This window comes from Pelagovum pacificum (assembly GCF_016134045.1).
GTDB classification, from domain to species: Bacteria; Pseudomonadota; Alphaproteobacteria; order Rhodobacterales; family Rhodobacteraceae; genus Oceanicola; species Oceanicola pacificus_A.
The window spans coordinates 1,889,953-1,912,808 of sequence record NZ_CP065915.1; the positions used below are offsets into that span (position 1 = coordinate 1,889,953).

25 protein-coding genes are annotated in these 22,856 nt (G+C 66.1%); 13 read left to right on the forward strand and 12 right to left on the reverse strand.

What is annotated here, in order from left to right; translation table 11 throughout:
- Positions 1-64: 64 nt before the first annotated feature.
- The 9 genes from I8N54_RS09320 to I8N54_RS09360 all read right to left on the reverse strand — a co-directional run bounded on the left by I8N54_RS09320 (position 65) and on the right by I8N54_RS09360 (position 7,344).
- A complete protein-coding gene (locus I8N54_RS09320; RefSeq protein WP_140192827.1) occupies positions 65-1,366 on the reverse strand; it encodes a branched-chain amino acid ABC transporter permease in 1,302 nt (433 codons plus the stop codon).
- Entirely contained in the window at positions 1,363-2,373 is a 1,011-nt protein-coding gene (locus I8N54_RS09325; RefSeq protein ID WP_140192826.1) for a branched-chain amino acid ABC transporter permease, read from the reverse strand. Before I8N54_RS09325 ends, I8N54_RS09320 begins: the two co-directional genes overlap by 4 nt.
- A 22-nt stretch (positions 2,374-2,395) precedes the next feature.
- The gene (locus I8N54_RS09330) at positions 2,396-2,848 is read right to left on the reverse strand and encodes a hypothetical protein (RefSeq protein ID WP_140192825.1); all 453 of its coding nucleotides are present in this window, start codon (positions 2,846-2,848) and stop codon (positions 2,396-2,398) included.
- A gap of 36 nt (positions 2,849-2,884) precedes the next feature.
- A complete protein-coding gene (locus tag I8N54_RS09335) occupies positions 2,885-3,703 on the reverse strand; it encodes an ABC transporter ATP-binding protein (RefSeq protein WP_140192824.1) in 819 nt (272 codons plus the stop codon).
- The gene (locus I8N54_RS09340; protein WP_140192823.1) at positions 3,700-4,194 is read right to left on the reverse strand and encodes a hypothetical protein; all 495 of its coding nucleotides are present in this window, start codon (positions 4,192-4,194) and stop codon (positions 3,700-3,702) included. Before I8N54_RS09340 ends, I8N54_RS09335 begins: the two co-directional genes overlap by 4 nt.
- A complete protein-coding gene (locus I8N54_RS09345) occupies positions 4,191-4,763 on the reverse strand; it encodes a DUF1795 domain-containing protein (RefSeq protein WP_140192822.1) in 573 nt (190 codons plus the stop codon). The genes I8N54_RS09340 and I8N54_RS09345 overlap by 4 nt, the downstream gene beginning before the upstream one ends.
- Positions 4,763-5,263 carry a hypothetical protein gene (locus I8N54_RS09350; RefSeq protein ID WP_140192821.1) on the reverse strand — a complete coding sequence of 167 codons (501 nt, stop codon included), beginning with the start codon at positions 5,261-5,263 and terminating at the stop codon, positions 4,763-4,765. The genes I8N54_RS09345 and I8N54_RS09350 overlap by 1 nt, the downstream gene beginning before the upstream one ends.
- Positions 5,260-6,048, reverse strand: a complete 789-nt coding sequence (locus tag I8N54_RS09355) for an ABC transporter ATP-binding protein (RefSeq protein ID WP_140192820.1) — start codon at positions 6,046-6,048, stop codon at positions 5,260-5,262. The genes I8N54_RS09350 and I8N54_RS09355 overlap by 4 nt, the downstream gene beginning before the upstream one ends.
- Before the next feature lie 114 nt (positions 6,049-6,162).
- Positions 6,163-7,344, reverse strand: coding sequence for an ABC transporter substrate-binding protein (locus I8N54_RS09360; protein ID WP_140192819.1), 1,182 nt, complete (start codon positions 7,342-7,344; stop codon positions 6,163-6,165).
- Between the two features lie 149 nt (positions 7,345-7,493).
- Between I8N54_RS09360 and I8N54_RS09365 the strand changes: the two genes are divergently transcribed.
- Positions 7,494-7,916 (forward strand): hypothetical protein, encoded by a 423-nt coding sequence (locus I8N54_RS09365; RefSeq protein WP_140192818.1) that lies wholly within the window; start codon positions 7,494-7,496, stop codon positions 7,914-7,916.
- 99 nt (positions 7,917-8,015) lie between these two features.
- On the opposite strand, the gene I8N54_RS09370 is transcribed toward I8N54_RS09365, so the two are convergent.
- Complete coding sequence (locus tag I8N54_RS09370; protein WP_140192817.1) at positions 8,016-9,020, reverse strand: GlxA family transcriptional regulator; 1,005 nt, start codon at positions 9,018-9,020, stop codon at positions 8,016-8,018.
- Between the two features lie 148 nt (positions 9,021-9,168).
- Between I8N54_RS09370 and I8N54_RS09375 the strand changes: the two genes are divergently transcribed.
- Positions 9,169-10,539 carry a class II 3-deoxy-7-phosphoheptulonate synthase gene (locus I8N54_RS09375; RefSeq protein WP_140192816.1) on the forward strand — a complete coding sequence of 457 codons (1,371 nt, stop codon included), beginning with the start codon at positions 9,169-9,171 and terminating at the stop codon, positions 10,537-10,539.
- Between the two features lie 170 nt (positions 10,540-10,709).
- Here I8N54_RS09375 and I8N54_RS09380 read toward each other — a convergent pair whose 3' ends face one another.
- Positions 10,710-11,336, reverse strand: coding sequence for a PAS domain-containing protein (locus I8N54_RS09380; RefSeq protein ID WP_197097439.1), 627 nt, complete (start codon positions 11,334-11,336; stop codon positions 10,710-10,712).
- Between the two features lie 203 nt (positions 11,337-11,539).
- Here I8N54_RS09380 and I8N54_RS09385 point away from each other — a divergent pair, with 203 nt between their 5' ends.
- Genes I8N54_RS09385 through I8N54_RS09395 form a run of 3 tightly spaced genes read left to right on the forward strand, consistent with a single transcriptional unit; the run spans position 11,540 to position 13,595 of the window.
- A complete protein-coding gene (locus tag I8N54_RS09385) occupies positions 11,540-12,427 on the forward strand; it encodes a YicC/YloC family endoribonuclease (protein ID WP_231592379.1) in 888 nt (295 codons plus the stop codon).
- A gap of 2 nt (positions 12,428-12,429) precedes the next feature.
- Positions 12,430-13,077 (forward strand): guanylate kinase, encoded by a 648-nt coding sequence (gmk, locus tag I8N54_RS09390; protein ID WP_140192814.1) that lies wholly within the window; start codon positions 12,430-12,432, stop codon positions 13,075-13,077.
- Positions 13,074-13,595, forward strand: coding sequence for a gamma carbonic anhydrase family protein (locus I8N54_RS09395; RefSeq protein WP_140192813.1), 522 nt, complete (start codon positions 13,074-13,076; stop codon positions 13,593-13,595). Before gmk ends, I8N54_RS09395 begins: the two co-directional genes overlap by 4 nt.
- Before the next feature lies 1 nt (position 13,596).
- On the opposite strand, the gene I8N54_RS09400 is transcribed toward I8N54_RS09395, so the two are convergent.
- Positions 13,597-13,971 (reverse strand): hypothetical protein, encoded by a 375-nt coding sequence (locus tag I8N54_RS09400; protein WP_140192812.1) that lies wholly within the window; start codon positions 13,969-13,971, stop codon positions 13,597-13,599.
- Positions 13,972-14,157: 186 nt separating this feature from the next.
- Here I8N54_RS09400 and I8N54_RS09405 point away from each other — a divergent pair, with 186 nt between their 5' ends.
- The 8 genes from I8N54_RS09405 (at position 14,158) to I8N54_RS09440 (ending at position 22,828) form a co-directional block, all read left to right on the forward strand.
- A complete protein-coding gene (locus I8N54_RS09405; RefSeq protein WP_140192811.1) occupies positions 14,158-15,201 on the forward strand; it encodes a sensor histidine kinase in 1,044 nt (347 codons plus the stop codon).
- 163 nt (positions 15,202-15,364) lie between these two features.
- On the forward strand, positions 15,365-16,408 hold the full coding sequence (locus I8N54_RS09410; protein WP_140192810.1) for a substrate-binding domain-containing protein: 1,044 nt from the start codon (positions 15,365-15,367) through the stop codon (positions 16,406-16,408).
- 78 nt (positions 16,409-16,486) lie between these two features.
- Positions 16,487-17,950, forward strand: a complete 1,464-nt coding sequence (gene pstC / locus I8N54_RS09415; RefSeq protein WP_140192809.1) for a phosphate ABC transporter permease subunit PstC — start codon at positions 16,487-16,489, stop codon at positions 17,948-17,950.
- Positions 17,950-19,275 (forward strand): phosphate ABC transporter permease PstA, encoded by a 1,326-nt coding sequence (gene pstA, locus I8N54_RS09420; protein WP_140192808.1) that lies wholly within the window; start codon positions 17,950-17,952, stop codon positions 19,273-19,275. The genes pstC and pstA overlap by 1 nt, the downstream gene beginning before the upstream one ends.
- A gap of 15 nt (positions 19,276-19,290) precedes the next feature.
- Positions 19,291-20,088, forward strand: a complete 798-nt coding sequence (gene pstB / locus I8N54_RS09425; RefSeq protein ID WP_140192807.1) for a phosphate ABC transporter ATP-binding protein PstB — start codon at positions 19,291-19,293, stop codon at positions 20,086-20,088.
- A 4-nt stretch (positions 20,089-20,092) separates the two neighbouring features.
- Positions 20,093-20,809, forward strand: coding sequence for a phosphate signaling complex protein PhoU (gene phoU, locus I8N54_RS09430; protein ID WP_140192806.1), 717 nt, complete (start codon positions 20,093-20,095; stop codon positions 20,807-20,809).
- A gap of 12 nt (positions 20,810-20,821) precedes the next feature.
- The gene (gene phoB, locus I8N54_RS09435; RefSeq protein WP_140192805.1) at positions 20,822-21,511 is read left to right on the forward strand and encodes a phosphate regulon transcriptional regulator PhoB; all 690 of its coding nucleotides are present in this window, start codon (positions 20,822-20,824) and stop codon (positions 21,509-21,511) included.
- Positions 21,512-21,640: 129 nt separating this feature from the next.
- On the forward strand, positions 21,641-22,828 hold the full coding sequence (locus I8N54_RS09440; RefSeq protein WP_140192804.1) for a M24 family metallopeptidase: 1,188 nt from the start codon (positions 21,641-21,643) through the stop codon (positions 22,826-22,828).
- The last annotated feature ends 28 nt before the right edge of the window (positions 22,829-22,856 follow it).

Genomic DNA, 22,856 nt, shown 5'->3' on the forward strand with positions numbered 1-22,856 from the left:
AGTGGTCGCGGGGGCCTTGTCGCATGCCCGGGTTAACGTGGCGTGTATGTCGCCGAAACCCGGATCATTGTTCGGGGACGAGCCCCCGTGGGCTGAACCTCAGCACCAGCAGCAGGATCAGCCCCATGGTCAACAGTCGCATGTGCGCCGCGGAATCGATCAGGTGTTCGGCGAACGCGCTGCCATCGGGCAGGACGGCGGCGATATTGGACAGCAGCCAGAAGCCGATCGGCTCCACCTCGACCCAAAGCCACCAGATCAGGATCCCGCCGAGCGCGGCACCGTAATTGTTGCCGGACCCGCCGACGATCACCATGACCCAGATGAGGAACGTGAAACGCAGCGGCTGGTAGGTGCCGGGCGTCAGCTGACCGTCGAGCGTCGTCATCATCGCGCCCGCGATGCCGCAGATCGCGGAGCCGAGGATGAAGACCTGCAGGTGCCGCCGGGTGACGTCCTTGCCCATCGCCTCCGCCGCCGTCTCGTTGTCGCGGATCGCGCGCATCATCCGACCCCAGGGGGAGTTCAGCGCGAGTTGCGCCAGCACGAGCAACAGGATCAGCACCGCCGCGAAAAGCAGCGCGTAGCCCGCTTTCACGTAGAGGGTTGAGGCGGTGATGACGTCGAAGCCCATCGAGGTCGCGCTGTCGACGAAGCCGGGATCGTTCTGCAGGTCGATCTCGTAGGGCACGGGGCGGGGCAGCCCGTTCACGTTCTTCACGCCACGGGCCAGCCAGTCCTCGTTCTTCAGGATCGCGATGATGATCTCGGCAATGCCGAGCGTCGCGATGGCGAGGTAGTCGGACCGCAGGCCGAGCGCGGTCTTGCCGATGATCCACGCGGCGCCGGCGGCGAGCAGCCCCCCGACCGGCCAGGCGAGGATGACCGGCAGGCCGAGCCCGCCAAGGAAGCCGGTCGCGGCGGGGCTCACCGCCTCGATCGCGTCGCGGGCGGGATAGAAGGCCATGCGGTAGACGATGAAGCCGACGACGATGACCGCGAGCGTCGCCCAGAACCGCAACGGTCCGGTCAGCCGCTTCTGCACCAGGATCGCCCCGGCCACCGTGGCCGCGCCGAGGACCATCGCCAGCATCATGCGCGGACCACCTGCCGACCATGCCTCGCCCACGGGCGAGACCGCGACCAGCACCACCGCAAGCCCGCCGAGCGCGACGAAGCCCATCACGCCGACGTTGAACAGGCCGGCGAGGCCCCATTGCAGGTTCACGCCGAGCGACATGATCGCCGAGACGAGTCCCATGTTCAGGATCAGCAGCGCCGTGTTCCAGCCCTGCACGAAGCCCGTGCCGACCAGAAGTGCCGCGATGAGCGCGGAGAGAAGCGAGATGCGAAGAGCGTTGCTCATACCGATTGCCCCCGGAACAGACCCGTGGGCCGCACGAGCAGCACCACGATCAGGATGACGAAGGAGACCGCGAACTTGTAGTCGGTCGACAGCAGCTGGATCAGGCCATCCGGCTCCATGCTCTCGGGCATCAGGTAGCTCAGGACCTTCTTCAGCGGATAGGTGATGGTCACCTCGGCGAAGGCGATGATGAAGCCGCCCGCGATGGCCCCGAGCGGCGAGCCGAGGCCACCGACGATGGCGGAGGCGAAGATCGGCAGCAGCAGCTGGAAGTAGGTGAAGGGCTTGAAGCTCTTGTCGAGGCCGTAGAGCACACCGGCGATCGTGGCGAGCGCGGCGACGATCAGCCATGTCACGGTGACGACCTTCTCGGGGTTGATGCCCGACAGCAGCGCGAGGTCCTCGTTGTCGGAGAAGGCGCGCATCGACTTGCCCGTGCGGGTGCGCTGCAGGAACCAGAAGAGCAGGGCGACGACGATCACCGCCGTCACCACGGTCAGCGCCTGCGAGGTCTTGATGGCGAGCCCCTCCTCGAGGCCCGTCATCTCGCGGAAGTCCCGCACCGAGATCAGGAAGCGCTCACCGTCGGCGAAGTTCTGATCGTCGACGCCGATCACGAAGCGGACGAGGCCGTTATAGACGAACATGACCCCCATCGAGACGATCACCAGCACCACCGGCGCGGCGCGGCGGGCCCGGTAGAAGCGGTAGACCACCCGGTCGGTGCCAAGCAGCAACGCAGCCGCCACCGCGATCCCGACAGGAATGGCAAGCAGCGCCGTCGGAAGCGGACCGAGCGACACGCCGAGCGCCTGCAGCCACCACGTGAACAGGATCGTCGCCGCAGTGCCCGCCGCCATGCCGTCGGCATGGGCGAAGTTCGAGAACCGGAGGATCCCGTAGATCAGTGTCACGCCGAGCGCGCCGAGTGACAGCTGCGCGCCATAGGCCATCGCCGGGATGATGACGAAGTTCGCCAGCACGATCAGGGCGTTGAGTGGATCCATCAGGCGGTGCCTCCTGTCGGTGTCATGCGGTCTCCGCGCGTTCGGTGAAATCTGTGCAGTGGCCGCGTCCGGTGCGGATCGCGGGGTTGGAGATCAGCGTCTCGCTGACCCGGTAGTCGAAGCTCTGGTCGTCCCTGAGGATCACGGTGCCGAAAAGCTCGATGCCGTCTTCCTCGCCGAGGGATTCGCTTATTTCGCTGACACCGTCGACGGGGACGACGCTCGCCTGCAGGTGCGGGCCTTCGGTCGGTCCCATGTAGGTGCGGCCGTAGTCGCCGTCCCGGATGATGGTGAAGGGCGCGGGCAAGTCCTGGCCACAGGCGCTGCCCTCGCAATAGTCCTCAAAGGTGCAATCGGCGTAGAGCGCGATCCGCTCCTCTTCCGGCGGCAGTCCGGGCCGGAACGTGTTGTAGAGCACCGCGCCGAAGATTGTCGCGATCACCAGCGGCAGCCCCACCGCAATTAGGCGGAGCATGCTCATGGCGCCACCGGGAGGAAATTGGGGCTCATGTCACCCACCGAGGAACGACTTGCGGACTTCCTCGTCCGCCAGAAGCTCGCGCCCGGTGCCGGTGAAGGCGTTGCGGCCCTGCACGAGGACATATCCCTTGTCCGCGATCTCGAGCGCCTGGCGCGCGTTCTGTTCGACCATCAGGATCGGAATGCCGGTGCGGCTGACCTCGATGATGCGGTCGAACAGCTCGTCCATCACGATGGGCGAGACGCCGGCGGTCGGCTCGTCCAGCATCAGCACCTTCGGTTTGGTCATGAGCGCGCGGCCCACGGCGACCTGCTGGCGCTGACCGCCCGACAGCTCGCCCGCCGGCTGGCGGCGCTTGTCGCGCAGGATCGGGAACAGGTCGTAGATCTGCTCCATCGTCGGACGGAAATCGTCGCGCCGGATGAAGGCGCCCATCTCGAGGTTTTCCTCGACGGAGAGGGAGGCGAAGATGTTGCGCACCTGCGGCACGAAGCCCATGCCCTTGGCGACCCGCGCCTGCGGGGTCAGGGTGGAGATGTCCTCTCCGTCCAACATGACGTGGCCCTGCCGCAGGTTGAGCATTCCGAAGACGGCCTTCATGGCAGTCGACTTGCCGGCGCCGTTCGGGCCGACGATGACTGCGATCTCGCCCTTCTCCACTGCAACCGTGCAGTCGTGGAGGATGTCGGCGCCCTTGCCGTAGCCGCCCGTCATGCCGACCCCGGCGAGGTAGGCGGTCTCGGTCGAGGGCGACGGCGTGCCTGCGCTGCCCGGTGTCAGCTCGCCGCGCCCGTGCGGGTTGGCGATGGAGCGGTCCTTGTTGCCGCGGTCGGAATAGGCGTCCGTCACGGGACCTCCTTCAGAGCGTCGAGGGCGGAGAAATGGGCGTCCGCCTGCATGTCTGTAAGCGTGGCGGCATATTCCGAGGTCACGAGCGCCCACGTGCCGCCGCCGATGAAGTAGACCGTCACGAGGGCGAGAACGTTCTCGCCGCTCTCGGGGTAGAAGAACACGCCCGTGGTGGCCGGAACAGCGTCCCCGAGGCCGGGGGCGAACTCCACCATTTCGCCGTTCGTCGTAACGGCGAATTGTTCGAGCAGCTCGATCCGGCGCTCCGCCGAGGGTTCGCCCTCGACATAATCGAGCGGCAGAAGCTGCATCTCGATCTCGTCGTTGGCCCAGGTCCAGCCGCCGTATTCCGGGTTTGGCCGTGGCGCGACACCGGCCCAGGGGGCGACGTCGGGGCAGAACTCCACGGTCTGTGAAATCGGCGAACAGGTCTGCGCTTGCGCGGCGCCGGCAAGGCCGAGCGACAGGACCAGAGCAAGCAGCCGCGTCATTGCCCGGCCTCCGTCTTCAGCGGTCGACCTTCGCCACCCGGCCCGAGGCCGAGGTCGTTCGCCTCGACCGGTGGCAGCGAGATCGCGGCGAGCACGCGGTCGTGAAACGCGCGGTGCGCCTCGGTGAATTCCGCGTCCTGCGCATAGGTCTGCACATAGAGACCAAAGCCGTCGCCAAGCGCGAGCGTGTCCGCGACCGTCGTCGGCACACCGTCGCGGTCGAACTCGAACACCACCTGCTCCGCCGGGCGGTCGGGCAGGGCGATCCGATCCTCCTTCAGCACCGGCAGGCCATCGTCGAAGCCCCGCTGGCGGGCGAGGTAGTCGTTCAGGATCGGCCGCATCAGCGCGGGGTCGGCGTAGGGCACGGCAGAAAGCGGCGCGACTTCCAGCACGACCCCGAATTCTTCGCCGAAGTAACGGGTCGGTCCGGTCTCCTGCGGGGCGCCGACCGGCTCCACACCGGCGGCGACGTAGCAGAAGCGGACCTGCTCGGGAAAACTGTCGCAGCCCTCCGCGGCGTGAGCGGTCGGCGCGGCGAGAAGTGCGAAGAGGAGCGCGGTGCGCATCACAGCCCCTCCAGCGCGCGGAGCGCGTCGTCATGGAGCAGCGCGTGGGGCTCGTCGATATATTCGCCGTCGGCGTGGGTCATCACGATCACGGTGTGGGCCGCGGTTCCGACGAAGGTCAGCGCCACTGCCTGCAACCGGTCGTTCACGCCTGTCCGAAACGCGAAACGCACGGCGGTCGCGCCTTCGACTGCGGGGCGATCCTCGATCAGGGGGACGAAGTCGCTGGCGTCGGTGCCGATCAGCTGCTCGGCCATGTCGTTGAGCGGGGCGCGAAGCTGCCCGGCGGTCGGGGCGGCGCCGTCTCCCTCGGGCGGCAGGACCTGATAGGTCAGCGCCACTTGGTCGAGCTCGACGCGCAGCCCGTCTTCGAGCGGGCCGGTCGTCGCCTCGGCCCAGCCGGTGCCGGAGGGGCAGAATGCCACGTCGTCGGCAAGTGCCGTGCAGTCCTGCGCGGCGGCGGCGACGGGCAGCAACATCAGAGCGAGCGCCAGCTTCACGCGGGCGTCTCCAGCTTGTCCTTGTTCTTGAGACCGGTGCCCAGGTAGGCCTCGATCACCTGCTCGTTGGCCTTGATCTCGTCGATCGTGCCCTGCGCCAGCACCTTGCCCTCGGCCATGACGATGACCGGGTCGCAAAGGCGGGCGATGAAATCCATGTCGTGCTCGATGACGACGAACGTGTAGCCGCGCTCACGGTTCAGGCGCTGGATCGCGTCGCCGATGGTGTTCAGCAGCGTGCGGTTCACGCCGGCGCCCACTTCGTCGAGGAAGACGACCCGCGCGTCGACCATCATGGTGCGGCCGAGCTCCAGCAGCTTTTTCTGACCGCCGGAGAGGTTGCCGGCCCGCTCGTCTGCGAGGTGGTCGATGGTCAGGAAGTCCAGCACCTCGTCGGCCTTCGCGGCGAGCGCCTTTTCCTCCGACCGGATGGCACCGCGGCGGAACCAGGAGTTCCAGAGTGTCTCGCCCGTCTGGCTGGCGGGCACCATCATCAGGTTCTCGCGGACGGTCATCGAGGAGAATTCGTGCGCAATCTGGAAGGTGCGCAGCAGACCCTTGTGGAACAGTTCGTGCGGCGGCAGGCCCGTGATGTCCTCGCCTTCGAGCGTGACCTTCCCACTGGTCGGCGGCAACGCGCCCGCGATGACGTTGAAAAGCGTGGTCTTGCCGGCACCGTTCGGGCCGATCAGCCCGGTGATGGTGCCCGTCTCGATCGACAGGTTGGCCCCGTCGACGGCATGAATGCCGCCGAACGCCTTCACGACGTTTTCGACCCTTATCATCCCCATGTCCCCCGGACGCTTCGCGTCTCTGTTCGTTATGGCCGGGGCGTGTCCCCATCCCCGGCGGGGCAGGGCGGCGCACCGGATGCGCCGCCCGTTCATGTCAGTCGGCGATCAGCGGTACTGGACCGTGGTGATCTCGCCGCCCTCGATGACGATCTCGCGGTAGTTGCCCGCACTCTCGCCGCCGTTGACCAGCTCGACCGCGGAGGCGCCGACGTAGTCGACATCCTCGCCAGCGGCGATCAGTTCGAGCGCCTTGGCAAGCTCACCGGGGTAGATCTCTTCGCCCGGGGCGTTGGCCACGTTCTCGATCTCGCCCATGTAGTCGGAGGGCTCGGTCGAACCCGCCGCCTGCATCGCCAGCATGATGAGCGCCGCGGCGTCATAGCTTTCCGGCGTGAACGGCGAGGTGGAGTCGAACGCGTCGCCGACGAGCTCGGCAAACATGTCGACGCCGTCGCTGTCGGTGCCGGGGTGCTGACCGGTGGAGCCTTCGATCTCGTCGCCGAACTGGTCGGTGAGCGAGGTGCCGATCATCCCGTCGGGGAAGTGGAACGTATCGAAAGCGCCGGTGTCGATCGCGCTGCGCACGATGCCAGCGCCGCCCTGGTCGACGTAGCCCGCGACGACGAGGCGATCACCGCCGGCGGCGGAGAGCGCACCAACTTCGGCCGAGTAGTCGGCCTTGCCGTCCTCGTGGGAGGCGCTGATCGTGATCTCGCCACCCATCTCGGTGTAGGCCGCTTCGAACGCGTCGGCGAGGCCCTTGCCGTAGTCGTTGTTGGTGTAGGTCACGGCCACGGACTCGACGCCCTGCTCGAGCAGGATCTCGGCCATCACGACGCCCTGACGCGCGTCGGACGGGGCGGTCCGGAAGAACAGGCCGTTGTCGTCGGCGGAGGACAGCGCGGGCGAGGTCGCAGAGGGCGAGATCATGACCATGCCGTTAGGCACCGCCACGTTCGACAGGATCGCCGTGGTCGCGCCGGAACAGGCTGCGCCGACGATCCCCTTGATGCCGTCACCGTTGATCTGCTGTTCGGCAACGGCCGTCGCCGCGCCCGAGTCCACGCAGGTGGAATCGCCGCGGATCGGCGTCACGGTGGCGCCGTCCAGAAGCAGGCCGCTCTCGTTCACTTCGGTGATGGCGAGCTCGGCGCCGTCGCCCATGTGCTGCGTCAGGCTCTCGATCGGGCCCGTGAAGCCGAGAATGATCCCGAGCGGGATCTCCTCTTGCGCCATCGCGGCGGTCCCGGCCGTCATTGCGACGGAGGCCAGCAGAAGTTTCTTCATTCCTTGTCTCCCTGTCGGATCATTGTCCGTTCGCCAGCCTATTGGCGCTTTGGAGAAAAGGAAAGTGGGCGCATGAGTTCGGTGCCACTTGTCCGTGCATCTGCCTGCGCAATAGTCTTCCGCCATTCACCCAAGGACATTCAGAGATCATGACCATGACCAGAGCCATTGCCGCCGCGCTGCTGACCTTGTTTCCCCTCGGGGCGGAGGCCCAGATTCGCGACGGGGTGTTCGGCGATTACGCCGCCTACGACGCCTACGTGACCGATACCGTGATGCACCGCCGGTTCGAGGATTTTGTGCAGAACCTCGGTGGACGGGACGAATATACCGACAACGAGCTCGCCGCCGCCGTCGGCGGCCTGATGCGGGCCTTTCCGCGCGACTTCGAGGAGGGCCGGGTCATGAAGCTGGTCCCGCTCGAGAACGGATTCTTCCAGGAGGCGCGGGCCTTCTGGGTCGGCGACGCCTACGGCTTCTACTACGCGCTGCTGCACGACAACGGCGAGCATATCGTCGTGCTGAACTTCACGCTCAACACCGATGTCGACGTGATCCTGCAGAAGTTCTGAAGATCGTGGATCGCCGCGCTGGCGCGCGCCGACCCGCCGGGGGCGCTGCCCCCGGACCCCCGGAGGTATTTGGAGCCAGATGAGGAGAGCGCCGCGCGCTCAGACCGAGAGGCGGGTGCGTTGCGTGCCGCGCTCGCGGTAGGGCGTCGTGTTGTAGTGGCTGCGGTAGCACTTGGAGAAGTGCGACGGCGATGTGAAGCCGCAGGCGAGTGCCACGTTGATGACGCTCATGTCGGTCTGCATCAGCAGGTTGCGCGCCTTCTGGAGCCGCAGTTCCATGTAGTAGCGTTTGGGCGAGCGGTTGAGGTAGCGGCGGAAGAGCCGTTCCAGCTGCCGGGTCGACATGCCGACATCATGGGCGAGGACCGAGGGGCTGATCGGCTCCTCGATGTTGGCCTCCATGATCTGGATGACCTGGCTCAGCTTCGGGTGACGCACGCCGATGCGCGTCGGGATCGACAGCCGCTGCGTGTCCTGGTCGGTGCGGATCGAGGAATAGATCAGCTGGTCGGCGACCGCGCTCGCCAGTTCCTCGCCGTGGTCGTCGGCGATGATCTTGAGCATGAGGTCGATCGAGGCGGTGCCGCCCGCCGTCGTGATCCGGTTGCCGTCGATCACGAAGACCGACTTGGTGAGCGAGACATCCTCGAACTCTTCCGAGAAGCTGTCGTGATTTTCCCAGTGGATCGTCGCACGCTTGCCGTCGAGCAGGCCGGCCTTGGCCAGCGTGTAGCCGGCGGTGCAGAGCCCGCCCATCGTCACACCGCGCCGGGCCTCGCGCCGCAGCCAGTTCAGCATCTTCTTGGTCGAGGCTTTCTGCACCGCGATCCCGCCGCAGAGCAGGACCGTGTCCTCGCGGTTCAGCTCGTCGAGGTCGTAGGTGACAGGGTAGGCGATTCCGGCGGAGCAGCGGACCGTGTCGCCGCCTTCACCGGCCAGCGTCCATTCATAGAGGTTGCGGCCAGACATCCGGTTGGCGATGCGCAGCGCTTCGACAGCACAGGAAAAGCAGAGCATCGTGAATTGGTCCAGCAGGACGAATACGAAGCGTCGCGGCTTGTCCGGCGGCGAGGGAATGTCGACGATCTGGGCTTCGATATCCATGCCTTGTCCGGTTCCCCTGGTCTTGGCCCGGGACCTGAGCAGGTTCGGCCGCGATGCGCAAGACGCCGGGTCGTCTTTTGGCGTTGGCCCGCATGTGTCTTTGCGCTATAGGCCCCGGACCCGGAGGAGACGGATACGGAGAGACGACATGAGTGACTGGCAGAAGACGGGCTGGAGATCCAAACCGCGGATCCAGATGCCCGACTATCCCGATCAGGCGGCCCTCGCCGACGTCGAGGCGCGCCTCTCCAAGTATCCGCCGCTGGTGTTCGCCGGCGAGGCCCGGAAGCTGAAGACCGAGCTCGGCAAGGCGTCGCGCGGCGAGGCCTTCCTGCTGCAGGGAGGCGACTGTGCCGAGAGCTTCAAGGATTTCACCGCCGACGGCATCCGCGACACCTTCAAGGTAATGTTGCAGATGGCGATGGTGCTCACCTACGGCGCCAAGGTGCCGGTGGTGAAGGTCGGTCGCATGGCCGGCCAGTTCGCCAAGCCGCGCTCCGCCCCGACCGAGGTCAGGGACGGCACCGAGCTGCCGAGCTACCGCGGCGACATCATCAACGAACTCGATTTCACCGAGGGCGCGCGGCTGCCGGATCCGAACAAGATGCTGCAGGCTTACACGCAGGCGGCGGCGACGCTGAACCTGCTGCGCGCCTTCTCGACCGGCGGTTTCGCCGACGTGCACCGCGTCCATCAGTGGATCCTCGGCTTCACCGATCGCGATGAAGCGGAGGAATACCGCGCCATCGCCGACCGGATCACCGACACGCTGGACTTCATCTCGGCTGCCGGGATGAACGGCGACACGAACCACGAGCTGTCCACGGTCGAGTTCTACACCAGCCACGAGGCGCTGCTTCTCGAGTACGAAGAGGCGCTGACGCGGATCGACTCGACCTCCGGCCGCTGGCTGGCGGGCTCGGGCCACATGATCTGGATCGGCGACCGCACGCGGCAGCCCGATGGCGCCCACGTGGAATTCGCCGCGGGCGTGCAGAACCCGATCGGTCTGAAGTGCGGCCCGTCGATGACCTCGGGCCACCTGAAGGCGCTGATGGCCAAGCTGAACCCGGAGAACGAGCCCGGCCGCCTGACGCTGATCGCGCGCTTCGGCGCCGGCACTGTCGGTGAGCATCTGCCGCGCCTCGTGAAGGCGGTGCAGGAAGAGGGCGCGAACGTCGTCTGGTCGTGCGATCCGATGCATGGCAACACGATCAAGTCGTCGTCCGGCTACAAGACCCGGCCCTTCGACTCGGTCCTGCGCGAAGTCCGCGAGTTCTTCGGCGTGCACCATGCGGAGGGCACGATCCCTGGCGGCGTTCATTTCGAGATGACCGGCGCGGACGTCACCGAATGCACCGGCGGTGTCCGGGCGGTGACGGACGAAGACCTCTCCAGCCGGTATCACACGGCCTGCGATCCGCGCCTGAACGCGTCGCAGTCGCTGGAACTGGCGTTCCTCGTCGCCGAGGAACTGCGCAACCGGCGCAATGGCATTGCGGAAGCGAAGGTCGGCTGATCGTCGATAGGGGTGCGCACCAAGGGCGCACCCTACGCAACTGGAGCGCGGGCCCCTGTTGCCATGGGTGGGAGGACACCCCGCGCGCCAAAGCGCCGCCCCAGGCACCCCGCGCAACACCAACCCTCTCCCCCCGGGGGAGAGGGCAGGGTGAGGGGACAGGCGCGCCCCTAACCGTTATCCACCACCAGCCGCAGAAAGCCTCGCCGCCGCTCGACCCGCGCGGGCACGTCGCCGGCCGCGTTGAAGGTCACCGTTGCGGCCTGGCCACCGCGCGGCACCGGCTCGCGCCGGATCAGGCCCGGCGCGATGTCGAGCCGGCGCGGCGTCGAGCCGACCGCACCCTCGACCATCAGCGCGCCGAGCGCAGCGGACACCAACCCGTCGTCGCCGATCAGCGGCAGCATCATCAGGCGGCCCGACAGTTTCGGCCGGGCGAGGCCGCGGCGCGCGTGGACCGGGATCTCGACGATCGCGGGCTCGTCGAACATGGCCGTCAGCTCTTCGGTCACGACTTCCCGCGCCTCGACCCCGAAGAAGGCGGTGAGCGGCATCCCCCGCGGGTCCATGCCGAGCAGCCCGGTCAACGCGCGGCCCGCGACGCGGACCCGTCCCACGCCGGGCGCGACGCGCTGCATCAGGAAGGCGTGGGGCAGGACGAGGTCGATCCGCGCGGGATCCACGTCGCGCCTCTGGGGCAGGCGGTGGAAGCCACGCAACTCGGTCCAGTAGGTCTCCATCTGCCGCAGGGCGGGACGGATGCCGGTCTCGGGCCGTATCGAAGTCTGTCTGGTCATGTCGTCTCTCGTATCACTCATGTCTCTCGCCCCCGATCCAGCGCCCGCCCCGCACCACCACACTCCGGGACCGCTGTTCATCTCTTGTTAAGATACCGCCTTTTTCCTGCCACAGAACCAGCCAAAGCGTTAAAGGGTTAACGCCTTGCCAAGTCCCGGCCGCTCGCCTTAGGTGCGGCCACGACCGGACAGGAGGACTTTCCGTGACCAGATCGATGACCGCTTTCGCGAGCCGGCGCGGCGCGCACGGTGCGATGTCCTGGACGTGGGAGCTGCGCAGCGTGAATGGTCGCGGGCTCGACCTGCGGCTGCGGCTGCCCGACGGGGTCCCGGGGCTGGAGCCTCTGGTGCGGGGCGCGCTGACGGGCGCTCTGACCCGGGGCAACGTGACGGTGAACCTGCGGCTGCAGCGGGACACGACGTCGGACGGGCTGACGCTGGACGAGGCGCAGCTCGGCCGGGTGCTGACCGCTCTGGCGCAGGTGGAAGCGCGCGCGCTCGACGAGGGGCTGACGCTGGCGCAGCCGACGCCGGCCGACGTACTTGGCTTCCGCGGCGTGGTCGGCGGGGGAGAGGCAGACGAGGATCCCAGTCTTCTCAACGCGCTGAAGGCCGATCTTGATGCAACGCTTGAGGAATTTCTCGCCATGCGGGCGGACGAGGGCGCAGCGCTTTACACGGTCCTGCGCGGTCAGATCGACCAGATCGACACGCTGGCGACCGAAGCCGCCGCCGCTGCGGCCGACCGTCTGGACGAGACGCGGGAGAGTGTCCGCGCGGCGCTGAACCGCGTGCTGGAGGAGACCCGCGACGTCGACGAGGACCGGCTGGCACAGGAGCTCGCCCTGATCGCGATCAAGCAGGACGTCACCGAGGAGATCGACCGGTTGCGGGCCCATGTCGAGGCCGCGCGCAAGCTGCTCGACGACCCGAAACCGGCGGGCCGGAGGCTCGACTTCCTGGCCCAGGAATTCAACCGAGAGGCCAACACCATCTGCTCGAAATCGCAGTCCCGCGCGCTGACCGCCGTTGGGCTGGAGCTGAAAGCCGCGATCGAGCAGATGCGCGAGCAGGTACAGAACGTGGAGTAAACATGGCAAGACGAGGGCTGCTCATCATCCTGTCCTCTCCGTCCGGAGCAGGGAAATCAACGTTGTCGAAACGGCTCCGCGCGTGGGACGAGTCGATCCGGTTCTCGATCTCGGCGACGACGCGCCCGCCGCGCGAGGGCGAGGTCGACGGACGCGAGTATCATTTCAGATCGGAATCCGAATTCCGGCAACTGGTGTCGAACGGACAGATGCTCGAACATGCGCACGTGTTCGGCAACTTCTACGGCACGCCGCGCGGACCGGTGGAAGAGGCGATCAACGACGGCAGCGACGTCCTGTTCGACGTCGACTGGCAGGGCGCCCAGCAGATCCGGAACTCGCCGCTGAAGGACCACGTCCTGTCAATCTTCCTTCTGCCGCCCTCGATCCCCGAGTTGCACCGCCGGCTGGTCAGCCGCGCGACGGACGGGCCGGATGTGATCGAGAAGCGCATGCAGAAGAGCTGGGACGAGATCAGCCACTGGGACGCCTACGATTACGTGCTGGTGAACGACGACCTCGACGAGACGGAGCGGCGGCTTCAGACGATCATCACTGCCGAGCGGTTGCGCCTGCCGCAACAGCCCGATCTCCTGGGGCACGTCAGGAAGCTGCAACAGGAATTCGACACGGAGGCGCAGGAGCCATGAGTCTTTATGCCCTCGACGACCGCATGCCGGAGGTCCACGACACCGCGTGGATCGCGCCCGGATGTCACGTGATCGGCTCCGTCGTGCTGGCGGAGGAGAGCTCTGTCTGGTTCGGCTCGACGCTGCGCGGGGACAACGAGCCGATCCTCGTCGGCCCTCGCAGCAACATCCAGGAGAACGCGGTCCTGCACACTGATCCCGGCTTCCCGCTGACGATCGGGGCGGATTGCACGATCGGACACAAGGCGCTGCTGCATGGCTGCACCATCGGCGACGGCTGCCTGATCGGCATGGCGGCGACGGTGATGAACGGCGCGGTGATCGGGGCCGGGTCCCTCGTCGGCGCCGGTGCCTTGGTGACGGAGGGCACCGAGGTCCCGCCCGGTTCGCTCGTACTGGGAGCGCCGGGACGGGTGAAGCGGGAGCTCGACGAGGCCGCGATCGCGGGCCTCATCGCCTCGGCACGTCACTATGTGGAGAATGCGCGGCGCTTCCGGAACGGGTTGCGCCCGCTCTGATCTAGGGGGCCAGCCTGCTCCGGAGCTCTTCGAGGTCTATGACCTGTACGTCTATGCCGGCGGCGTGCGTGCGCAGCTCCCGCAACACGAGTTCGGGCCGCGGCAGCTCCTTTGCCAGGGCCGTGTAGCGGCCCCGGAAGCGCAGCTCGCGCAGCCGTTCGAGCATGTCGATCGCGTCCGGCCCCGGCCCGAGCAGAGGGGACAGCACTTCGTCCGGTTTCAGCACCTCCAGCAGGTCGCCGGTCACCGATGATAATTCGGAGAAATGGACAACGCAGCGGTCGTCCTGGATCAGGGGGTTTTCGTCAAAGGGGACGAAACCTCCATTCAGACCAACGACCAGCAACACGGGACCGTCGGCCGACGAAGAAACCACTTCAGGTCTCCTCTGCCTTCCAGCAAACATATACTATTCTTTCCTTCACACGCCCGCAAAAGCGCACGTATCTCGGCCCCATGTGTGTAATTGATCCATGTAACATGCAACTTTGTCAAGCCGGGGTTGCCGTTACGTAAGGCAGGGACGCTTCCCTCGTGACCTATAGCCCACTATGAGCGCCGCATGATCTCGACACCTGACCTTCGAACCCTCGTCGACGCGTTCCCGATGCCGGTTCTGGCCATCGGAGCGGACGAGCGCGTGCTCGCCGCCAACAAGCTGGCGCAGACGCTGATCCGCAACGACGCGCTCGACCGGCACTACATCACCGCGCTGCGCCACCCGGAGGTGCTGGACGTGGTGGAGCGGACGCTGATCGACGGGGAGACCCGGACTGGGCGCTACCTCGTCGCGGAGGGCGGTCAGGACACCACGTGGAAGATCACGGTCGCGCAGCTGCCCCACGTGGATGGACGCGCGACACTGCTGACGTTCGAGGACATCACGGCGGTGGAGCAGGCGGCCAACATCCGCCGGGACTTCGTCGCCAACGTCAGTCACGAGCTGCGCACACCGCTGACGGCCTTGCTCGGCTTCGTGGAGACCCTGAAAGGCCCGGCACGGGACGATGCCAAGGCGCGTGACCGCTTCCTCAACATCATGGAGCGCGAGGCCGGCCGCATGGCGCGGCTGGTCGAGGACCTGTTGTCGCTAAGCCGGGTGGAGGAGGGGGAGCGGCTGCGGCCGATGACCTCCGTCGATCTGACCGAACTGACCGACGACGTGGCCGAAATGTTCCGCCCCCAGGCCGAGCAGCAGGGCTTGCGGCTGGTCCTGACTGCGCCCGACGAACGTGTGAGCGTGCCGGGGGATTCCAACCAGTTGCGGCAGGTGCTGAACAACCTGATCGAAAACGCGATCAAGTACGGCGTGAACGGCGAGAAGGTCGAACTGACGCTCACCGCACCCTCACTCGAATCGTCGATTCGGGGGCAGGGGGTCCGTTTGTCGGTCCGCGATTACGGCGAAGGCATCGCCGCGCACCATATCGCGCGCCTTACGGAGCGATTCTATCGAGTCGACGTGCACCGCAGCCGCGAAGTCGGGGGAACCGGCCTCGGGCTGGCCATCGTGAAGCATATCGTGAATCGCCACCGTGGCCGCCTGCGGATCGAGAGCGAGGTCGGAAACGGTTGCCGTTTCACGGTAATTCTCCCGGTCGAGTGAGGAGCTCGGACGGGGTTTACGCAAGGTCAGCACAGTTGCCACGCGGGCTGTCATAAAACTATTACGTATCTGTCACAAAAGCGCAGCCGCCGGTCCAGTAGCGATCGGCCCGAGGGCTGCGTCCTGCTGCGCGAGCCCTGCTCAAGACAAACAGGAGCTACATATGTCCTTCGTGAAATTTGGCGTCTCGACGCTCGCGATTGCTGCCGTGTCCGCGACCGCCGCCGTTGCGCAATCCCGCGACAACGTTCAGATCGCCGGTTCGTCCACCGTGCTGCCCTATGCCTCGATCGTCGCCGAGGCTTTCGGCGAGAACACCGACTTTCCGACCCCCGTCGTCGAATCCGGCGGCTCCTCCACCGGTCTCGCCCGCTTCTGTGAAGGCGTCGGCGAAGGCACCATCGACATCGCCAACGCCTCCCGCCCGATCCGCGACTCCGAGATCGAGACCTGCGCCGCCAACGGCGTCGACGAGATCATCGAAGTCCGCATCGGCTACGACGGCATCGTGTTCGCCTCGCAGATCGACGGCCCGGAATTCGGCGCCTTCGAACCCTCCGACTGGTTCATGGCGATCGCCGCTCAGGTTCCGGTCGACGGCGAGATCACCGAGAACCCCTACACCTCCTGGTCCGAAGTGAACGGCGATCTGCCCGACGCCGAGATCCTGACCTTCATCCCCGGCACCCGTCACGGCACCCGTGAAGTGTTCGAAGAGAACGTTCTTCTGCAGGGCTGTGAAGACACCGGCGCGATGGAAGCCTTCATCGAATCCGGCATGGACGAAGACGGTGCCGAAGAGGCCTGCATGACCGTCCGCACCGACGGCGTGTCCGTCGACATCGACGGCGACTACACCGAGACGCTGGCCCGCATCTCGTCCAACCCGAACGGCGTTGGCGTCTTCGGCCTGGCCTTCTACGAAAACAACACCGACAGCCTGAAAGTGGCCACGATGGGCGGCGTCGAGCCCTCCACCGAGACCATCGCTTCCGGTGAGTACCCGGTTTCCCGCCCGCTGTTCTTCTACGTGAAGAAAGCCCACATCGGCGTGATCCCCGGCCTGAAAGAGTACGCCCAGTTCTTCATGAACGACCAGGTTGCCGGCGCCGGCGGCCCGCTCGCCAACTATGGCCTCGTCCCCGATCCCGAGCTTGCCGACACGCAGGCCCTGATCGAGAACGAAACCACCATGAGCGAAATGTAAGGCACTGCCTTCCTGCGCGGGCGGCCCGATCCGGGGCCGCCCGTCCCCTTTTCAAACGTGCCAGGTTCGAAAGTCTTCATGTCCCCTTTCTGGATCTTCGTCGTCATCGTCGCCGTCGCGATCGCCGGCTATTTCGGCGCCCGACAGCGCGCCTTCGCGTCCGGGTCGGGCGACATACGCAACCTGCATTCTCTTCCGAATTTCTACGGGATGAATGCCTTGCTCGCCGGGTTGATCCCGGCGCTGCTGGTCCTCGGCCTCTGGAGTGCGATCCAGCCGATCGCGATCAAGCAGTCGGTTCAGGGCATCATCCTCGAGGCGGAGCCGGAGCTGAGCTCGGGCCAGCTGAACCTCGAGATGACCGGCGTCCAGCGCCTGGCCGAGGGGCTCGACGCCGCCATCGACCGCGGGGTGCTCCAGCAATCCGAGGTGCTCGAGATGAGCGCCGAGAACAACGACCTGCGCGCCGAGCTCGGCGAGATGGGCATCGCCCTGACGGGCGCGGTCACGCCGGTCCAGCTGGACGCGGCACAGCGCTATCTGGGAATCCTCGCCTACGGGGACCGGATGCGCGCCATTGCTGTGATCGCGCTGTCGCTGATCGGCACGGGGCTTGCCTTCTGGCGCACCGACAAGGATTTCCGCGCCCGCAACTCCGTCGAGCGGGTGTCTCGGGCTCTGCTTCTCGCTGCTGCGTCGATCGCGATCCTGACGACGCTCGGCATCGTTCTGTCGCTGATCTTCAACACGGTGGAATTCCTGCGCGCCTACCCGGCGGACCAGTTCTTCTTCGGCACGCGGTGGAACGGGACCAGCCAGCTCGGCCTGCTGCCGCTGCTCTGGGGCACGCTCTACATCTCGGTCATCGCACTTGTCGTGGCGGTTCCGATCGGGCTTTTCGCGGCGATCTACCTCAGCGAATATGCCTCTCGCGGGGTCCGCAACTTCGCCAAGCCGGCGCTCGAAGTGCTCGCCGGGATCCCGACCATCGTCTACGGTCTCTTCGCGCTTCTGACGGTCGGCCCGTTCCTGCTGAACGTCTTCGGAGGCGGCGGCGCGCTCGGCGTCGACTGGATGAGCGGCGCGACCGCCGTCATGACCGCCGGCCTCGTCATGGGGATCATGCTGATCCCGTTCGTCTCTTCGCTGTCGGACGACATCATCAACGCCGTGCCGCAGGCCATGCGTGACGGCTCCTACGGGCTGGGCGCGACCCAGTCCGAGACGATCCGCCAGGTGATCCTGCCGGCCGCTCTGCCGGGCATCGTCGGCGCCATCCTGCTGGCTGCCTCGCGCGCGATCGGCGAGACGATGATCGTCGTGCTTGGGGCAGGGGCCGCGGCCCGGCTTTCGATGAACCCGTTCGAGGCGATGACCACCGTTACCACGCGGATCGTCTCTCAGCTCACCGGGGATGCCGACTTCACCAGCCCCGAAGCCCTCGTCGCCTTTGCCCTCGGCATGACACTGTTCGTCATCACGCTCGGGCTCAATGTCTTCGCGCTTTATATCGTGCGCAAATACCGGGAGCAGTACGAATAATGACCGACGCGACCGCAACCAACGGTTCCGGTGCGCCGGGCCGGCCGCGCAAGTCGTCTTTGCTGACCGTCGACGACCGCACCCGCGCCCGCAACCGTGCCGAGACCCGCTTCAAGGCCTACGGCATCGCGGCGATCCTCTTGGGTCTGTCGTTCCTGCTGGTCCTCGTCTGGTCGATCCTGTCGTCCGGCTTGCCGGCCTTCTCCCGCAACGTGGTGTCGCTCGACCTCACGGTCACGCAGGAGCAGTACGACGCGGCTGAGGAACAGATGTTCAAGACAGCCGCCTACGAAGACCTGCTGATCAATTCGCTCGCCTCCGAGATGGGAGAGAGCGTGAACCCCGAGTCGATCGAGCGCATCCTTGGCAGCTCCGGCAACACGCTGCGCAGCTATTACACCGCCAACGAGAACCGCCTCGGAGAGACGGTCACGTTCGAGCTGCCCGTCTCGTCCCGCGTCGACGGCTACTTCAAGGGCCGGATCTCGCGGGAGGGGCAGGCCAACTCCTCCTTCCTGACGCCCGAGGACATCGACCTCGCCGACGAGATGAGGGAAGAGGGGATCATCACCACGCAGTTCAACTGGCAGTTCCTGACCGGTGTTGAAGCTTCGGACGACAACCCCGTCGCCGCCGGGATCGGCGCCTCGGTGGTCGGCTCGCTCTACATGATGATCGTAGTGCTGGTGCTGTCGCTGCCCATCGGCGTCGCCGCCTCGATCTACCTCGAGGAGTTCGCGCCGAAGAACCGCTTCACGGACATCATCGAGGTGAATATCTCGAACCTCGCCGCCGTGCCGTCGATTGTTTTCGGTATCCTCGGGCTCGCCTTCTTCATCCAGTTTGCCGGGCTGCCGCGCTCCGCGCCGCTGGTGGGCGGTCTCGTGCTGACGCTTATGACATTGCCGACGATCATCATCTCAACCCGTGCGTCCCTGCGCGCCGTGCCGCCGTCGATCCGCGACGCCGCGCTCGGGGTAGGGGCCTCGAAGATGCAGTCGGTGTTCCACCACGTTCTGCCCTTGGCGCTGCCGGGTATCCTTACGGGCACCATCATCGGCCTTGCGCAGGCGCTCGGCGAAACCGCGCCCCTGCTGCTGATCGGGATGGTCGGGTTCGTCGCGCTGAAGTACCCTGGCACGGTGAGCGAGGGCTTCCTCGACAGCAACTCTGCCATGCCGGCGCAGATTTACACCTGGGCGGCCCGCGCCGACCAGATCTTCTACGAGAAGGCCTGGGGCGGGATCATCGTTCTGCTGGTCTTCCTGCTGACCATGAACATCATCGCCATCGTGCTTCGCCGCCGCTTCGAGCGCCGCTGGTAAGGAAGGGTTAATCCAATGGACGATCTGAGACTGACGGAGAGAAGCGTGGATCAGAAAGCGACCAAGATCTCGGCCAAGAACGTGCAGGTCTATTACGGCGACACGCATGCCATCAAGGATGTGGACGTCGAGATCGAGGACAAGACGGTCACCGCCTTCATCGGCCCGTCGGGCTGCGGGAAGTCGACCTTCCTGCGCTGTCTGAACCGGATGAACGACACGATCGACATCTGCCGCGTCGAGGGCAAGATCGCGATCGACGGTGAGGACATCTACGACAAGCGTGTCGACCCGGTGCAGCTGCGCGCGAAGGTCGGCATGGTGTTCCAGAAGCCGAACCCGTTCCCGAAGTCGATCTACGACAACGTCGCCTACGGGCCCCGCATCCACGGTCTTGCCAAGAACAAGGCCGAGCTCGACGAGATCGTCGAAAAGTCCCTGCGCCGCGGCGCGATCTGGGACGAGGTGAAGGACCGCCTGCAGGCGCCCGGTACCGGCCTGTCCGGCGGCCAGCAGCAGCGTCTCTGCATCGCGCGGGCCGTCGCCACGGAGCCCGAAGTTCTGCTGATGGACGAACCCTGCTCGGCGCTCGACCCGATCGCGACGGGGCAGGTGGAAGAGCTGATCGACGAACTCCGCTCCAACTACTCGGTCGTGATCGTCACGCACTCGATGCAGCAGGCCGCCCGCGTCAGCCAGAAGACCGCCTTCTTCCACCTCGGCAACCTCGTCGAGTTCGGTGAGACCGGGCAAATCTTCACCAAGCCCGAGGATCCTCGGACCGAAAGCTACATCTCTGGCCGGATTGGATGATACCGTGAGCAACAACCAGCAACATATCGTCTCCGCCTACGACCGCGATCTCGAAGCGGTGCAGGCCATGCTGATGAAGATGGGTGGTCTCGTGGAGGCCTCCATCCTCGACGGCGCCAAGGCGCTCGAGAGCCGTGATGTCGAGCTCGCCGAAAAGGTGCGCCTCGGCGACAAGGCGATCGACGCTCTCGAAGAGAAGATCAACGAGGAAACCGCCCGTTGCATCGCGCTGCGCGCACCAGTCTCCACCGACCTGCGCGTGCTGCTGACCGTGCTGCGCTTCACCGGTAGCCTCGAGCGGGTCGGCGACTACGCCAAGAACATGGCCAAGCGGACGTCCGTCCTCGCGGAGATGCGCCCGATCCAGGGCACCGACGCCGCACTGCGTCGGATGGCCCGCGAAGTGCAGCTGATGCTCAAGGACGTCCTCGACGCCTACATCCAGCGCGACGCGATGCTCGCCGAGGACGTGCGCCAGCGCGACCACGACGTCGACCAGATGTACAACGCGATGTTCCGCGAATTCCTGACCTTCATGATGGAAGACCCGCGCAACATCACGGCCTGCATGCACCTGCATTTCATCGCCAAGAACATCGAACGGATGGGCGACCTGGTGACCAACATGGCGGAGCAGGTGATCTACCTCGTCTCCGGCACCATGCCCGAAGAGGGCCGGCAAAAGGGCGACGAGACGTCCTTCATGACCGCGGAAGACTGAGGACGACGGAAGATGAACGCGACTGCGCCCCATGTGCTGATCGTCGAGGACGAACCGGCCCAGCGGGAAGTCCTCGGCTACAATCTCGAGGCGGAAGGATTCCGGACCACCACGGCAGAGGACGGCGAGCAGGCGCTCGTCATCATCGACGAGGACGCGCCGGACGTCATCGTGCTGGACTGGATGCTGCCCAACCTCTCGGGCATCGAGGTCTGCCGCCAGCTCAAGTCCCGGACGGAAACGCGGGACGTGCCGATCATCATGCTGTCGGCGCGGTCCGAAGAGGTCGACAAGGTGCGCGGGCTCGAGACCGGGGCTGACGACTACGTGGTGAAGCCGTACTCAGTGTCGGAACTGATGGCTCGCGTGCGCACCCAGTTGCGGCGCGTGCGGCCCTCGACCGTCGGACAGGTGCTGACCTACGAGGACATCGTGCTCGACTCGGAGACGCACCGTGTCAGCCGGAACGACCAGCCGCTGAAGCTCGGCCCGACGGAGTTCCGCCTGCTGTCGACCTTCATGGAGAAACCCGGCCGCGTCTGGTCACGCGAACAGCTGCTCGACCGGGTGTGGGGCCGCGACATCTACGTCGACACCCGCACGGTGGACGTCCACATCGGGCGGCTGCGCAAGGTGCTGACGGTTCACGGCGGTGAAGATCCGCTGCGCACGGTGCGCGGCGCGGGATACGCGCTGGGGTAGGGCGCCCGCACGCCTGTTTCGCGGGCGTCCGGGCAACCGCTGCGCCACCATCGCGAGACAAGGTCCGACAAGGTCTGGAAATCAGCCGCTTGCGCGGTTTAGCTGGCATGGCATCCAAGGAGACCGCCCATGCCGTCAAGCCGCACAAGCCCGTCCTTTCCCGACTCCGAATACTGGGACCGTATCGAGAAGACCCGGGCGGCGATGGAGGCCGAGGGTCTGGATGCGATCCTGATCACCGATCCCTCCAACATGGCCTGGATCTCGGGCTATGACGGCTGGTCCTTCTACGTCCACCAGGCCGTGCTGCTGTCCCACGAGGGGGAGCCCGTCTGGTGGGGCCGCGGCATGGACGCGGCCGGCGCGATGCGGACCGTCTTCATGGAAGAGGACAACATCTTCGGCTACGAGGATTTCTACGTCCAGAACCCCGACAAGCACCCGATGGAAGACCTCGCGCGGCTGGTCGAGGCCTATGGCCACGGAGAGCAGCGTATCGGCGTTGAACTCGACAATTATTACTTCAGCGCAAAGGCTTATCAGACGCTCTTGAAGTCGATGCCGAAGGCGGAGTTCGTCGATTGCACGGGGCTCGTGAACTGGCAGCGCTCGATCAAGTCCGATACAGAGCTGATCTACATGCGCCGCGCGGCCGACATCGTCACCGCGATGCACGCCAAGATCGCGGAGCTTGCCGAACCAGGAATGCCGAAGCACCGGCTGGTCGCCGAAATCTATCATACCGGCATCTCCGGCGTCGGCGGTCACTGGGGCGATTACCCGGCAATCGTGCCGATGGCGCCGTCCGGGCTCGACGCCACCGCGCCGCACCTGACGTGGGACGACACGCCGCTCCGCACCGGCGAAGCCACGTTCTTCGAGATCGCCGGCGCGCACCGGCGCTACCATTGTCCGCAGTCGCGCACGCTGTTCCTCGGCAAGCCGCCGCAGAAATACATCGACGCAGAGAAGGCAGTGGAGGACGCCACTGAGGCCGCGCTGGAGCAGGCCAAGCCGGGCAACCGCTGCGAGGACATCGCGCGTGCCTTTAACGAGCGACTGGCGACACACGGCTTCATCAAGGACAACCGCTGCGGCTATTCCATCGGGCTCAGCTATCCGCCGGACTGGGGCGAGCGTACAATGTCGTTCCGTGCCGGTGATCGCACGGAGCTGCTGCCTGGGATGACGTTCCACTTCATGCCGGCGCTGTGGCTGGATGACGGTGGCATCGAGACGACCGAGCCGATCCTGATTACCGAGACGGGGCACGACAGGCTGTGCGGGACTCCGTCGGGCCTAGTCGTTAAGAGTTAACGTCACGGGGCGTCCCGTGCCGATATTC